At 61.1% G+C, this 13,154-nt stretch carries 15 protein-coding genes; 2 read left to right on the top strand and 13 right to left on the bottom strand.

Annotated elements, in window-relative coordinates:
- The first annotated feature begins 17 nt into the window (after positions 1-17).
- Positions 18-704 (top strand): tRNA (adenosine(37)-N6)-threonylcarbamoyltransferase complex dimerization subunit type 1 TsaB, encoded by a 687-nt coding sequence (gene tsaB / locus EKH79_RS07900; RefSeq protein ID WP_126673259.1) that lies wholly within the window; start codon positions 18-20, stop codon positions 702-704.
- A 153-nt stretch (positions 705-857) separates the two neighbouring features.
- On the opposite strand, the gene EKH79_RS07895 is transcribed toward tsaB, so the two are convergent.
- Positions 858-1,898, bottom strand: coding sequence for a YeiH family protein (locus tag EKH79_RS07895; RefSeq protein ID WP_126673258.1), 1,041 nt, complete (start codon positions 1,896-1,898; stop codon positions 858-860).
- 89 nt (positions 1,899-1,987) lie between these two features.
- Between EKH79_RS07895 and EKH79_RS07890 the strand changes: the two genes are divergently transcribed.
- Complete coding sequence (locus EKH79_RS07890) at positions 1,988-2,863, top strand: LysR family transcriptional regulator (protein ID WP_126673257.1); 876 nt, start codon at positions 1,988-1,990, stop codon at positions 2,861-2,863.
- Positions 2,864-2,874: 11 nt separating this feature from the next.
- On the opposite strand, the gene ptsP is transcribed toward EKH79_RS07890, so the two are convergent.
- The 12 genes from ptsP to EKH79_RS07830 all read right to left on the bottom strand — a co-directional run bounded on the left by ptsP (position 2,875) and on the right by EKH79_RS07830 (position 13,044).
- The gene (gene ptsP / locus EKH79_RS07885; RefSeq protein WP_126673256.1) at positions 2,875-4,605 is read right to left on the bottom strand and encodes a phosphoenolpyruvate--protein phosphotransferase; all 1,731 of its coding nucleotides are present in this window, start codon (positions 4,603-4,605) and stop codon (positions 2,875-2,877) included.
- A gap of 124 nt (positions 4,606-4,729) precedes the next feature.
- Positions 4,730-4,999, bottom strand: a complete 270-nt coding sequence (locus EKH79_RS07880) for an HPr family phosphocarrier protein (RefSeq protein WP_126673255.1) — start codon at positions 4,997-4,999, stop codon at positions 4,730-4,732.
- The gene (locus EKH79_RS07875; RefSeq protein ID WP_126673254.1) at positions 4,992-5,384 is read right to left on the bottom strand and encodes a PTS sugar transporter subunit IIA; all 393 of its coding nucleotides are present in this window, start codon (positions 5,382-5,384) and stop codon (positions 4,992-4,994) included. Before EKH79_RS07875 ends, EKH79_RS07880 begins: the two co-directional genes overlap by 8 nt.
- A 43-nt stretch (positions 5,385-5,427) precedes the next feature.
- Positions 5,428-6,321 carry an RNase adapter RapZ gene (gene rapZ / locus EKH79_RS07870; protein ID WP_126673253.1) on the bottom strand — a complete coding sequence of 298 codons (894 nt, stop codon included), beginning with the start codon at positions 6,319-6,321 and terminating at the stop codon, positions 5,428-5,430.
- A gap of 4 nt (positions 6,322-6,325) precedes the next feature.
- Complete coding sequence (gene hprK, locus EKH79_RS07865; protein WP_126673252.1) at positions 6,326-7,276, bottom strand: HPr(Ser) kinase/phosphatase; 951 nt, start codon at positions 7,274-7,276, stop codon at positions 6,326-6,328.
- A 140-nt stretch (positions 7,277-7,416) separates the two neighbouring features.
- Complete coding sequence (hpf, locus tag EKH79_RS07860) at positions 7,417-7,740, bottom strand: ribosome hibernation-promoting factor, HPF/YfiA family (protein ID WP_126673251.1); 324 nt, start codon at positions 7,738-7,740, stop codon at positions 7,417-7,419.
- Between the two features lie 163 nt (positions 7,741-7,903).
- Complete coding sequence (locus EKH79_RS07855; RefSeq protein WP_126673250.1) at positions 7,904-9,382, bottom strand: RNA polymerase factor sigma-54; 1,479 nt, start codon at positions 9,380-9,382, stop codon at positions 7,904-7,906.
- A gap of 124 nt (positions 9,383-9,506) precedes the next feature.
- The gene (lptB, locus tag EKH79_RS07850) at positions 9,507-10,223 is read right to left on the bottom strand and encodes an LPS export ABC transporter ATP-binding protein (protein WP_126673249.1); all 717 of its coding nucleotides are present in this window, start codon (positions 10,221-10,223) and stop codon (positions 9,507-9,509) included.
- A gap of 7 nt (positions 10,224-10,230) precedes the next feature.
- Positions 10,231-10,845 (bottom strand): lipopolysaccharide transport periplasmic protein LptA, encoded by a 615-nt coding sequence (gene lptA / locus EKH79_RS07845; RefSeq protein ID WP_233590241.1) that lies wholly within the window; start codon positions 10,843-10,845, stop codon positions 10,231-10,233.
- Positions 10,811-11,476, bottom strand: a complete 666-nt coding sequence (lptC, locus tag EKH79_RS07840; protein WP_233590240.1) for an LPS export ABC transporter periplasmic protein LptC — start codon at positions 11,474-11,476, stop codon at positions 10,811-10,813. The genes lptA and lptC overlap by 35 nt, the downstream gene beginning before the upstream one ends.
- Entirely contained in the window at positions 11,473-12,021 is a 549-nt protein-coding gene (locus EKH79_RS07835) for a KdsC family phosphatase (protein WP_126673247.1), read from the bottom strand. Before EKH79_RS07835 ends, lptC begins: the two co-directional genes overlap by 4 nt.
- Positions 12,022-12,033: 12 nt before the next feature.
- On the bottom strand, positions 12,034-13,044 hold the full coding sequence (locus EKH79_RS07830) for a KpsF/GutQ family sugar-phosphate isomerase (RefSeq protein ID WP_126673246.1): 1,011 nt from the start codon (positions 13,042-13,044) through the stop codon (positions 12,034-12,036).
- Positions 13,045-13,154 lie beyond the last annotated feature (110 nt).

The raw sequence follows: 13,154 nt of genomic DNA, 5'->3' as shown, positions 1-13,154 counted from the left end.
AGTGCGAGAATGCGACGATGAACCTGCTAGCCATCGAAACTGCGACTGAAGCCTGCTCCGTTGCGCTTGTGCACGGTGAAGACGTCGTTGCCCGCACCGAGCTGGCGCCGCGTCGGCACGCCGAGCGCGTATTGCCGATGGCGGACGAACTGCTGGCCGAAGCAGGCATCAGCAGGCATGCGTTGGACGGCATTGCGGTGGGTCGTGGGCCTGGCGCGTTTACCGGTGTGCGTCTGGCGGTGTCACTGGCGCAAGGCATGGCCATGGCGCTCGATCTGCCCGTGGTGACCATTTCTTCGCTCGCGGCGCTGGCGCTTGAAGCGCCCGAAGACGATGCGGCCATTCTTGCGGTGATCGATGCGCGCATGGGCGAAATCTATGCGGTCAGCTATCGGCGCGACGACAACGGCGGATTGATTGCGTTGGACGAAGAGCGCGTGTGCACAGCCGAATCGCTGCAATTGCCACAGGCCAATACGTGGCACGTTGTCGGCACGGGCTGGGCTACTTATGCGAGCGCTTTGCGCGAGAGATTGGGTATCGATCCTCGCTCTGCGGATGGTGCGCGTTATCCCCAGGCTCGCCACGTTGCGACGTTGGCGGTCAGCGAGTTCAAAGCTGGCCGTGCACATGCACCTGAACTCGCGTTGCCAGTGTATTTGCGTGACAAGGTCGCGTTGACGCTGGCTGAGCAGGGACGCTGACTCTTTTCCTCCTCTCCCCTCTTGGGAGAGGATTGAGGTGAGGGGTCAATCTTGCGATGCGGTGGCATCGCAATTGCGCTTCGACGTGGTGGTGACGCTAGGTTGGCCCCTCACCCCAGCCCTCTCCCCGCAGGGGAGAGGGAGCACAGCGTTTCAAAGTTGTCCGATGGCCAGTTGCACCAGCAGGCTGCTGATCGACACTGCTGCCCACACACCAAGTCCCAACAGAATCGGGCGTACGCCGGTCGATGCCATCTTGCGCAAATTGGCAGACAAGCCGATCGCGGTAAGCGCAACGATAATCATGAACTCCGCCGCGATGTGCAGCACTGGCAGCAACGATGCCGGAACGAAACCTGCCGTGCGCAAACCGGATGCCACCAGGAACCAAAGGATGAACCAGGGAAAGATGCGGGCGAGACTGAAGTCGCCGGTGACGCCCGTCTGCTTGGCAGCGCGCTTTTCGCGTACGGCGACAACGATCGCAAGAATCAGGCAGATCGGAATGATCAGCGTTGCACGCGTCAGCTTCACGATCGTGGCGTAGTCACCCGCGGCCGTGCTGTAGCTGTAGCCCGCTGCAACCACCGATGATGTGTCGTTGATCGCCGTGCCCGCCCATAGTCCAAAGCCGAGATCGGAAAGATGCAGCATGTGCCCGAGCAACGGGAACAGCAGCACCGCGACGAGGTTGAACAGGAAGATCGTCGAGATCGCGAATGCCGTGTCGTGATCGTCAGGCTTGATGATGGGCGTGATGGCAGCAATTGCCGAGCCGCCACAAATAGCCGTGCCGACGCCAATCAGCACCTGCAGCTTGTTGTGCACCTTCATCAAGCGTCCCAGCACCAGCGCCGTGACGAAGGCGGTGGTCATCGTCACCAGCGTTACCGATAGCGACTCCAGTCCGGTCTTGGCGACCTGAGTCAGGCTCAGGCCGAATCCCAGGGCGATGATCGACCACTGCAGGATGTATTTGCTGGCGAACTGGATGCCGGGCGTAAAGGTCTCGCTGGGCGAGAGCAGGTTGCGCACCAGAATGCCCATCACAATGCCGAAGACCGGGCCGCCAATGAGCGGCACGGCGCGGCCGAGCCACCAGGCCGCCAGGGAGATGCCGACGGCCAGCAGAAGGCCGGATACGTTCAGGCGAAGGGTCGGGATGTTCTTCATGGGGATGGATGTGGCGTTCATGGCGGGATACCTCGGGTTTGGACGTATTGTCCGTGCCGCCATCGATAAAGAAAATTTGAAATATCTAATTAAATGTATAAAATAAGCTGATGCTAAACGTCAGCCTGCGGCAGTTAGAGGTTTTCGTGCAAATCGCCCTGCACGGCAGCGTCCGCGCTGCTGCCGAGCGGTTGTACCTCACCCAGCCCGCAGCCAGCATGGCCCTGGCCGAAATGGAGCGTCAGCTGGATGCGCCCGTGTTCGACCGGGAGCGCGGGAGGTTGCGCCTAAACCCGCGCGGACGGGAGTTGCTGCCGCTGGCGCAGGAGCTACTCGAGCGCCACGCCGAGTTTGGACGCCGGGCCGCGGGCAAAACTGTCTCGCTCGCGGGCGACCTGCGCATCGGTGCCAGTAATACCGTCGGCAACTATCGCGTGGGTGAACTGCTGGGCGACTTCGTGCGCGCGCATCCACAGGTCGCCATTCGTCTTCGGGTGGCGAATACGGGCGATATCGCTGCAGCGATGCTCGATCACAGTCTCGATGTGGGATGCGTGGAAGGCCCCGTCACGCATCCGCTGCTGGAAGTACGGCCGTGGCGTGACGACGCGCTGGTTGTGTGCGCACCGCCGGATCATCCGTTGTCTCGCAAACGCAGTCTGAAGCCCGAAGATTTTGCGGGCGAACGTTGGGTATTGCGCGAACCGGGCTCGGCCACGCGCACGACCAGCGAGCGCGCTTTGGCGCAGTTGCCGCCGGGCGAAACCGTGATGGAGCTCGATCAGATCGAAGCCATCAAGCAAGCGGTGACGGCGGGACTGGGCATTGCATGCCTGCCGGAAGTGGCCGTTGTCGATGCTGTCGCCACTGGGCGATTGGTTGCGCTGAAAACGCCGTTCCTGGATTTACGCCGCAAGCTTTCGATTCTGTTGCATCGGGAAAAATACCGCGGCGCTGCGTTGGAAGCGTTCCTGCAGTCGGTCTGACGGCTTACGCGTTACTGCACCAGACTGGCTAGCAACTCTTCGGCTTGTTCGTGCGTGTGCGCGCGAATCAGTCGTGGCGCGTGACGGCGCAGAAGTGCATGGTCCAGCGTAGCGAGGCGATCGCGTACGTGCAGAATCTGACTCGGATGCATGCTGAATTCGCACAGACCCAACGCCAACAACAGCGCGGTGAAATTCACATCGCCGCCGATTTCACCGCACAGACTGACGGGCTTGCCCGCGCGCCGGCCTGCCGAGATAACGTGCGAAAGCAATCGCAACAGTGCGGGCTGCAGCGGGTTGTAGATGTTTTCCAGCGCATCGTTGCCGCGGTCGGCAGCGAGTACATATTGCGCGAGATCGTTGGTGCCGATGGCGAGAAAGTCGGCGTGCTCTAGCAGTGCGCGCACATTGATCGCGGCGGCAGGCACTTCGATCATGGCGCCCAGCGGAAGTTTTTCCGGTAGGTCGATGTTTTCGCGCTTGAGATCCTGCCGCGCCAGCTTGAACAGCGTACGCACCGCGATCAATTCATCCGGCTGCGTCACCATCGGCACCAGCACGCGTACCGGGCCATAGCAGGCAGCGCGCAGAATGGCGCGAATCTGGGTCGTGAAAACAGCCGGGTGACGCAACGAAAGACGCACACCGCGCACACCGAGTGCGGGGTTCTCTTCGCCACGAACCACCAATCCGGCGGCATCGGCCTTGTCCGCACCAAGATCGAGTGTGCGTATCGTGACTGGCGCACCGCCCATGCCGAGCACTACATCGCGGTAGGCGATGAACTGTTCGTCTTCGGACGGAAGGTGCCGGTGGCGAAGGAACAGGAATTCCGTGCGGTACAAACCGATGCCATCGGCGCCGCGCGATCGCGCGAGCGCGACGTCGGTGGTGGATTCGGCATTCGCGAGCAGCCGCACGTCGATACCGTCGCGCGTGCGCGTCGGTGCGTTGGCCAGACTCGCCAGCCGGCGCCCTTCTGCCGCCGCTTCGCGTTGCCATGCGCGATAGCGGGCGAGATCCTGCGCCGTGGGATGCACGACGGCTTCACCGTGCTCGGTATCGAGCAGGATCAGATCGTCGTCGTGAATGGTCGACAAGGCGTCTCGTGTACCCACCAGCATCGGCAGGCTCAAGCTGCGTGCAAGGATGGCGCTGTGCGAATAGGGGCTGCCGGAACTGGTGATCACGCCCAGTAGGCCATTGCCGGCCAGATGCGCCATGTCGGCAGGCGCCAGTGTGTCGGCCACAAGAATCTCGCCGACACGCGCAGCCAGTTTGCGTTCTTCGGCGCTGGTCTGGCGTTGCAAGGCGGACACGACGCGGCCGATCACCTGGTCGACGTCCTCCATGCGGCTGCGCAGATACGGGTCGTCCATCGCCGCAAAGACGTTCGCAAGACGGTCGCGCTGTTTCTTCAGCGCGTTGCCGGCGCGATAGCGGCCGATGGTGATCATTTCATCGAGGCCGCGTAACAGCTCGGCGTCATCGAGCAACAAACTGTGCGCATCGATGAATTCGTTCACCTCGCGCGCCAAAGCGCCGTGCAGTTTGCCGCGCAGTTCATGCAACTCATGACGCGCGGTAGCGAGTGCGCCGTGCAGGCGCTCAAGTTCGGAAGGAATTTCCTCTTCTGTCAACGGGCGCGTATCGACTTGATAGCGACTGGGTTGAACCAGCCGTGCACGACCGAGGGTCATGCCGCGCGCTGCCATGGTGCCGGAGAGGATTTGCCTCATCGGCAATGTTCCAGCGAGGGCGCAATGGCGAGCAGGGAACGGGCGTTGGAAACATGGTCGCGCTGCGCCACAGAGATGGCGTTTCGCGCTTCATGCTTTCCGTTGTCCGTGCCTTGCACCATGCTTACGCTCCTTCGTCAAATTTGCGATCGAACAACGCCACCACTTCTTTCAGCGCTGCGTCTTCATCCGGGCCATCGGCGCGAACCGTCAGCGGTGTGCCGATACCTGCGGCCAACATCATCACGCCCATGATGCTTTGGGCATTCACTTCGCGGCCTCTGCTGATCAACCAGACGGTGGATTTGAAACCTTGCACGAGCTGCACCAGCTTCGCCGATGCGCGGGCATGCAAGCCCAGTTTGTTGGAGACAACAATCTCTTTTTCAAGCATGGTCTATGAAAATTCCTCCGCGGCCGCCGCTGGCCGCGATTTCAGCAAGTTCATCCAGCGGCTTGTCGGCGTAATTGAGAACACGCAGCAACATCGGAAGATTCAAACCCGATACACAGCGTAGCCTTACTCCGACCGTACTCAACGACAGCCCGATGTTGCAGGGCGTGGCGCCGTATAAATCAGCCAACACCAGCACACCATCGCCGTGATCCAGTTCACGCGCATGCTTGGCAGTCAGCGTGCGCATCACATCCGGATCGGCGCGAGCCGGTACCTCCACGGTGGCGACACGCAGCGGCAGCTTCGGCAGCACATGACGTGCTGCTTTCACCAGCGCCTGGCCGACCGACTCGTGGGTCATCAGTAGCACGCCGACGGTCATGGCGCAGCGGCTACGGTTGGGTTTGTTAGTGACAACATGGATATCACTCGAGTTCACGATGGAAAGTGAGAACGCTTTCGCGGCCAGTGCGGTAATGCGCGGCAAGCTTCTCGACGAGGTAGACGGAACGGTGGCGGCCGCCGGTGCAGCCGATGGAAATGGTCACGTAGCTGCGGTCGTCCGCTTCGAAGCGGGGCAGCCATGCATCGAGCCAGCGCGTGGTGTCGGCAAAGTATTCGCCGACGAGCAACTGCTGATCGAGAAAGTCGCGCACCGGACCGTCCTTGCCCGATAGCGGCCGCAAGGTTGGTTCCCAGTGCGGGTTGGGCAGGCAGCGGGCGTCGAATACGAAATCCGAATCCAGCGGCAGTCCGCGGCGGAAGGCAAACGATTGAAACATCAGCGTGAGACCCGCTGTCGTTTGCGCATAACCGGTGGCGACGAGGCGGCGCAGCTGATGCACGTTGAGATCGCTGGAATCGATCACCCGTTCGGCAATCGCCATCAGCGGACGCAGCAGGCGGCGTTCCTGCGCAATCGCATCGGCCAGCGACATGCGGCGCGATGCGAGCGGATGACGCCGCCGCGTTTCCGAGAAACGCTTCGTCAGTACCGCATCGCTGCAATCGAGAAAGATCAGATGCACGTGCACATTGGCAGCAAGCGCGGAAAGCACCTGCGGCATGTGATGAAAATCTTCGTCGCGATTGCGCACGTCCACGCCGACCGCGATCCGGCGGCGGCGGTTGTCGCCGCGCGTGGCTGCTTCCACCAACTCCGGAAGCAGTGCGCTGGGCAGGTTGTCGACGCAGTAGAACTCCAGATCTTCCAGCGCGCGCAGCGCTACCGTCTTGCCGCCGCCGGACATGCCCGTGAGCACGACCAGATGGATGGCATTCGGATCCTCGGCAGCCATGAAACTCCCGTTCTCGTTCATGACATCACCAGGGTGGAAGTCGTTGCATTTGATGAGCCTGCCGATCCATGAAGCTCATGGCCGGATCGATGCCCTTGCTCTTCAGCATATGGCTGCGCACCGCCGCTTCCACGAGCACCGCCAAGTTGCGGCCTGGCGCGACGGGCAGGGTGATCATCGGCACTTTTACGTCGAAGATTTCGCGATGACCGACGTCGCCAGTAAGACGTGTGAGCGCATCGGAATGATCGCCTTCGCGCATCGGTTTCAGATGCACGACGAGGCGCAGATATTTGGATGTCTTCACCGAAGTGTGGCCGAACATCTCGCGAACGTTGAGGATGCCCAGGCCGCGAACTTCCAGCAGATCCTGCAGCAGTTCGGGGCAGGCACCGTCGATGACGTCGGGTGCAATCAGGGTGAATTCGGGCGCGTCGTCGGCAACGAGGCGATGTCCGCGGCTGATCAACTCGAGCGCAAGTTCGCTTTTGCCCGAACCCGCCTCGCCCGTGATCAACACGCCGATGGAGAACACTTCCAGCAACACACCATGCAGCGTAATGCGCGGCGCCATGGTGCGCGCCAGGTGATATTGCATCCAGGTAAGCAATTCGTGACCGCGCTTGGAGCTGATCCACAACGGCGTATTGGTTTCTTCCGCCACTTCGCGCAGGTCGGACGGAATGGTTTGATCCTTGGTGACGATGAAAGCGACCGGATGCGTTGCGGCCGCTTTGTGGATCACTTCCCAGCGTTGACGCGAATCCAGGCCGTCGAGGTAGCTCAGCTCTTCCGTGCCGACGATCTGGATCTTGTTCGGGTAGATGACATTGAGATAACCCACCAGCGACGGGCGCCGGGCGGGCGTGGATCCGTACTCCAGCACGCGCGTTTCGCCGCGCATACCTGCGACCCATCGGAGCGCCATGCGCTCATGGATGTCGTCATAGAGTTGTCGAGCGGTGAGGCGGTCCAAAAGCGTTCCTTTGTGCCGCCAGGTGACCTGGGCAGGAGGCGGCGGCAGGAACATTGTGCCAGTTTGTGCGCTGCGGCGCGTCATCGCGCGGCTTGGAGCAGGGCGGGAGCCCGCCCCGGCGTGGGGCGGGCTGGGGCGTATTAAACGGCTTGGCGAATCTCGCGAGCCTCATGCTGGTGCTTGTCGCAGAGCTTTTCACGGTATCGACGAAGCTGGTTCACGAGTTTGTCGAAAAGCATGTCGATCGAGGCGTACATGTCCGTTCCGATGGCTTCGGCGTGCAGCGAGTTGCCTGTGACGTTCATAGTGGCTTCAGCGCGTTGCTGGAGCTTGCTGACCGAAAGAACGACGTTAAGGCTGACGATGCGGTCGTCGAGGCGAGTCAATCGATCGAGTTTGGCTGTCACATGTTCCCTTAAAGCCGGTGTGACATCGATCTTTTGACCACTGAGTTGTAGTTGCATGATGCGCCTCCTTCATTGGCAGGCCGCCTGGGCGGCGTGGACTGATGCGCGAACCGCCGTGAAACGGTTTTTGCACCATGAAGCTAGACCTTACTCTTGAATATAAGAACGTTCCGTTTAGTCGCAAGTTCCCAGTTGTTACGTTTGCGTAGGTAGTAAGTATTCAGCTACTACGCTGTCGTTCACTTGAACTGGGAATACGCAGAATTTCTCGGTATTTCGCGACTGTACGACGTGCAACTTGAATGCCCTTGCCGTGAAGTTCTTCAGCGAGAGCCTGATCGGACAACGGCTTGCGCGGATCTTCACCGTCGACAAGCTTGCGCAACATGGCTTGAATCGCCGTTGCGGATGCGCTGCCGCCATCTTCCGTGGAGACACCGCTTGAAAAGAAATACTTCAGCTCATACGTGCCGCGCGGCGTGTGGATGTACTTGCGGGTCGTTACACGTGAAATCGTTGATTCATGCATACCCACCTCTTCGGCCACTTCGCGCAACACCAACGGCTGCATCGCTTCCGGACCGTAGTCCAGGAACGCGCTTTGCCGGCGCACGATGGCGTCGGCCACCTTTAAGAGTGTTTCGGCACGCGACTCCAAACTTTTAATCAGCCAGCGTGCTTCCTGGAGCTGTCCGCGCATCCAGCTGGCGTCATCGCTGCGTGCGCGGGCGATAAGGCTGCAGTAATGCTGGTTCAGGCTGAGCTTCGGCTGGCTGTCCGGATTGAGGAAGACGCGCCAGCGGGTGCTTTCCTTGCGCGCATAGACGTCGGGCGCGACGTATTCCACCGGCGTGGTATCCATCGCGGCGCCGGGCCGCGGGTCCAGGCTGCGGATCAGGATGGCGGCGGCGGTGGTGTCTTCCTCGCTGGCGTGCAGACGACGGGCGAGTTTGCCCATGTCGTTGCGCGCCAGCAGCTCCAGTTCGTGCTGGACGATTTTCAGTGCGAGATCGAGATAGGGCGTGCTTGGGTCGAACTGCTCCAGCTGGGCGCGCAGGCAGTCTGGCAGATCGATGCTGCCGACGCCGGCAGGATCGAAGCGCTGCAGTTGGCGGCGCACGGCTTCCACTTCATCCAGCGTGGCTTTCAGATGCGGCGGCAGTGCGGAGAGAACGGCATCCAGGCCTTCACCCAAATAGCCGTCCGTATTCAGTGCGTCGATAAGCACGGTGGCAATCGCCTTGGCACGCCCATCCATCGGCGTGAGGTTCAATTGCCACATCAAATGTTCTTGCAGCGATTCCGGTGCGGCGTTCTGCGGCTCCATGCCGTCATCGTCGCGATTGCTCTGGCTGCTGCTGTTACTGCTGCCGTTGCTCGAGGAGAAGTCGATCGGTTCGTCCGAGCCGATATCGGCTTCGGTCCATTCCGGGGCCTCGTCGTTCTCGCTCGTCGCGGATGTTTCTTTCGCGGACGAGGTGGGAATGTCGAAGTCGTTATCGATGTCGCTTTCGCCGTCGAGCTCTTCCTGATCGGCGTCGGCGTCTTCTTCAAATTCGAGCAGGGGATTGCTCTCTGCGAGTTGACGCAACTCCGCTGCCAGCTCCAGTTGCGACAATTGCAGTAGCCGGATGGCTTGCTGCAATTGGGGCGTAAGAGCCAGTTGCTGATTGAGTCGAAACTGCAGTCCGGGTTTCATGCCTGCCATGGGAACGAGTTTAGGGTCATCCTAACCCTATAAATAGAGCGGCGGCCATAGCCCCCATGCCCGGATGGGGTGGCTCATTGCACGAGCGTGACACGGCGCAACTTAGTGCCTGAATTCAGAGCCTGAATTCGCGGCCCAGATAGACCTCGCGCACTTTCTCGTCGGCCAGGATATGGGCCGGCGTGCCGCGCGAAAGCACCTCGCCTTCATTCATGATGTAGGCGCGGTCGCAAATACCCAGCGTCTCGCGCACGTTGTGATCGGTGATCAGCACGCCAATGCCGCGTTCCTTGAGGTGGCGCACGATGCGCTGGATTTCACCGACCGAGATCGGGTCCACACCGGCGAAGGGTTCGTCCAGCAGCATGTAGCGCGGTTCGGCGGCCAGCGCGCGGGCAATTTCCACGCGGCGGCGTTCGCCACCGGAAAGGCTGATGCCTTTTTGGCCGGCGATGTGCGAAATCTTCAATTCGTCCAGCAGGCTTTCCAGCTGCGCGTCGCGCTTGCGCTGATCCGGCTCGCGCAATTCCAGCACGGCCATGATGTTGTCGGACACGCTAAGTCTGCGAAATACCGATGCTTCCTGCGGCAGGTAACCAATGCCCAGCTTCGCGCGCGCGTGCATGGGCAGGCCGGTGATGTCCTGCTTGTCGAGCTTGATCAGGCCGCCGTCGGCTTCGATCAAACCCACGATCATGTAGAAGCAGGTCGTTTTACCGGCACCGTTAGGGCCGAGCAGCCCTACGACTTCGCCCTGGCGAATGGAGAACTGGAAGTCACGCACCACCTGGCGCGCGCGGAAACTTTTTTGCAGACCTTCTGCGGAAAGCATGTAGCGTTTATTCCTTGCTCGGCGCGCTGCTGGCAGGTGCCGGTGAACTGGAGGCGGAGGCCGGTTTAGTAGCTGCCGCCGGGGTTTTTGCAGCGGGCTTGGCCGGCGCGGCCGCCGGTGCAGGGGCCGCGCCATGCTTCGGCGGGGGCAACGGTTTCTGCTTGGGCAGGAAGGTCATGTGTACCTGACCTTCGTTACCGCTTTCACCGATCATGTAACCGGTCTGCGTGTTGTAGGTGAGCTTGGCGCCGAACGACTCGCCCTTGTTCTGCTGCCACACATGCGCGTGTCCGGTGAGGATGGCGATGCTGTTGACGTTGTCGTAATACAACTGATCCGCGTCGCCGGTCATGAGGTTGCCGTTGTCGTCGATCTGCTCGATGTGCGGCTGTTTCTGCGGCGTTGCGGTCACAATGATGTGATCGACGGAGGTGTCTTCCTTCGCCGTGTAAATTTTTGCGAGCTGACCCGTCAGCTTCATGGTTCCCTGAGTGATCAGGACATTCCCCGTGAAGGTGCTGATGGAGTTGGGCTGGTTGTAGCCATCCATGCTGTTGGCATGCACGACGTTGATCGGCTGGTTGCGATCATCCTGCCGTGCCAGCGCCGGTTGCAGAAGCAAGAAGAGCCCGGCAGTCAACAGGCTTAGCCGTAGCGTTGTTCTGGCTGGAATACATCGTGCCGTGCACGTCATGGAGCAACTCCAGATGGTTATCGTTGAGGTTGGCACGCATGCCGACGCCATTCATTACGCTTGCACCCTGCGTCATGGTGGCCGGATCCGCGGTTTCCATGCGGTTCTCTTTCGGCCAGCCAGTGACATTGGAGGTACATAATGTTGCCATGGGACCTTGCGCATAGGCAGGTCGCCACATGTAGACCGCATTATCCAGGCGCATCAGCGTCCCGGATTTGTTGACCCAGCCAAAAGGGGCATTTCCCCGCCAGTTGGGGATGCCGGGCTTCTTGGAAATGATCGTGAACTCCGGCGCATTGATGTACAGCGACTCATCGCCGCCGCGGCGGTTCATGCGGGGCGAGGTCATGATGAAATTCAACATGCCGTTTACGTCGTAGCTCCACACCTTGGAGGTGTAAAGCTCGTAGTCGGAAACAGGTGGGCCGACGAAGTCGTTCACCGCAGGCGGTCCTTCCACCCAGCGTTCGAGAAACCAGCTCGCAGGCGCCAGGACGGCCAGCACAACAATGGCCACCGTGATTCGATTGTCGCGCAGGTATTGGCGCAGATTCACCGCCAGTGCTCCTTCTCTGCGGACGTTTTGCCTTGCGCGTGCAGAAGCAGATCGCACACTTCGCGCACGGCACCCAAGCCGCCGCCAAGACGCGTCTGCCAATGCGCCTGTTCGACCACCCAGGGATGCGCGTTGGCGACCGCGATGGCGAGTCCCGCAATGCGCATTGCCGGAATATCCGGAAGATCGTCACCGACGAACGCCACTTGTTCGGGCTGCAGATTCAACGCTTCGATGATTTGTTGCAGGCTCTCGCGCTTGTTGTTCTGCCCTTGATAAACGTGGGCGATGTCGAGTTCTTCGGCGCGCAAGGCCACCGGGTGACTGATGCGTGCGCTGATGATCGCCACTTCGATGCCATGGGCCTGCAAGCGCTTCATGCCCAGACCGTCGTGCACATGAAAGACTTTGGTTTCGTGACCGCTCTCGCTATACAGCAGGCGGCCATCGGTCAGCGTGCCATCCACATCGAAAGCGGCAAGACGAATCTTCGCGGCGCGTGCAAGCAGATCGGCGGGAAGGTCGGCGAGATAATCCTTGGGCATGCTTTTTTCCGATCAGACCACGCGCGCGCGCAGCAGGTCATGAATGTTCAGGGCGCCCACCACGCGTTGATCGTGATCGACCACCAGCAGGGCGTGAATTTGATACTTCTCCATCAGCTGCGCCGCTTCGATGGCGAGCTTGTCGGCACTGATCACCTTCGGGCCGCGCGTCATCAGATCGCTGACCTTGGCATTGCGCAGATCGACGCCGTCGTCGTCCAGAGCGCGACGCAAGTCACCGTCGGTGAACACGCCGAGCAGACGCTGATCGCTGTCGATCACGGCGGTCATGCCCAAATGTTTGCGTGTCATTTCCATCAAGGCTTCAGTGAGGCTGGCTTCGGGCGAGATCGTGGGGATGCCGGGGCCCGTGTGCATCACGTCGCTGATGTGCAGCAACAGACGCCGTCCGAGACTGCCGGCGGGATGAGAACGCGCGAAGTCGTCAGAGGTAAACCCGCGGGCCTCAAGAAGTGCGATGGCCAGCGCATCGCCCATCACCAGGGCGGCGGTGGTGCTGGCGGTCGGGGCCAGGCCCAGTGGGCAGGCCTCGGCGGAAATACCGGCGTCCAGGTGCACGTCGGCCTGGCCGGCGAGGGAGGAATCCGGGTTGCCCGTGATGGCAATCAGCGGGATGCCCTGGCGCTTGATCACCGGCAGGATGAAGAGGATCTCGTCCGTTTCGCCGGAGTTGGACAGGGCCAGCACCACGTCCTGCGGCAGGATCATGCCCAGGTCGCCATGGCTGGCTTCGCCCGGGTGGACGAAGAAGGCCGGGGTACCCGTGGAGGCCATGGTGGCGGCGATCTTGCGGCCCACGTGGCCGGATTTGCCCATGCCGGTGACGATCAAGCGCCCTTTGCAGCCCAGGATCAGCCCGCAAGCGGCGACAAAGTCATCGTCGATGCGGGGCTCAAGCGCGCGAATGGCGGCCGCTTCCGTGGCGATCACGGTGCGTGCGCTGCGCACGATGGCGGCGGCATCCACCCGGGCGGACTTGGGCTTGGCGATAGGTGCGTTCATGCGTCCTCGTTGACGGCTAGGGGGTGCTCGCCGTGGTTGGGGCACCCCGTGTCGTTTCTGCGACAGCAGATTTCCATTAACATGGCATATTCGCATTCTATCTTGATGCC

This window comes from Dyella dinghuensis (assembly GCF_003977615.1).
Taxonomy (GTDB): domain Bacteria; phylum Pseudomonadota; class Gammaproteobacteria; order Xanthomonadales; family Rhodanobacteraceae; genus Dyella_B; species Dyella_B dinghuensis.
This window is presented reverse-complemented; position numbering and strand designations above follow the sequence as displayed.

Bases quoted from the DNA above. Each gene is read 5' to 3' on its own strand.
- EKH79_RS07875 (WP_126673254.1), bottom strand. From the start codon at position 5,384: ATGACCGTCGGCGTGCTACTGATGACCCACGAGTCGGTCGGCCAGGCG.
- EKH79_RS07830 (WP_126673246.1), bottom strand. From the start codon at position 13,044: ATGAACGCACCTATCGCCAAGCCCAAGTCCGCCCGGGTGGATGCCGCC.
- hpf (WP_126673251.1), bottom strand. From the start codon at position 7,740: ATGCAACTACAACTCAGTGGTCAAAAGATCGATGTCACACCGGCTTTA.
- lptB (WP_126673249.1), bottom strand. From the start codon at position 10,223: ATGCTTTCCGCAGAAGGTCTGCAAAAAAGTTTCCGCGCGCGCCAGGTG.
- EKH79_RS07855 (WP_126673250.1), bottom strand. From the start codon at position 9,382: ATGAAACCCGGACTGCAGTTTCGACTCAATCAGCAACTGGCTCTTACG.
- EKH79_RS07835 (WP_126673247.1), bottom strand. From the start codon at position 12,021: ATGCCCAAGGATTATCTCGCCGACCTTCCCGCCGATCTGCTTGCACGC.
- ptsP (WP_126673256.1), bottom strand. From the start codon at position 4,605: ATGAGGCAAATCCTCTCCGGCACCATGGCAGCGCGCGGCATGACCCTC.
- EKH79_RS07890 (WP_126673257.1), top strand. From the start codon at position 1,988: ATGCTAAACGTCAGCCTGCGGCAGTTAGAGGTTTTCGTGCAAATCGCC.
- rapZ (WP_126673253.1), bottom strand. From the start codon at position 6,321: ATGAACGAGAACGGGAGTTTCATGGCTGCCGAGGATCCGAATGCCATC.
- tsaB (WP_126673259.1), top strand. From the start codon at position 18: ATGAACCTGCTAGCCATCGAAACTGCGACTGAAGCCTGCTCCGTTGCG.
- EKH79_RS07895 (WP_126673258.1), bottom strand. From the start codon at position 1,898: ATGAACGCCACATCCATCCCCATGAAGAACATCCCGACCCTTCGCCTG.
- EKH79_RS07880 (WP_126673255.1), bottom strand. From the start codon at position 4,999: ATGCTTGAAAAAGAGATTGTTGTCTCCAACAAACTGGGCTTGCATGCC.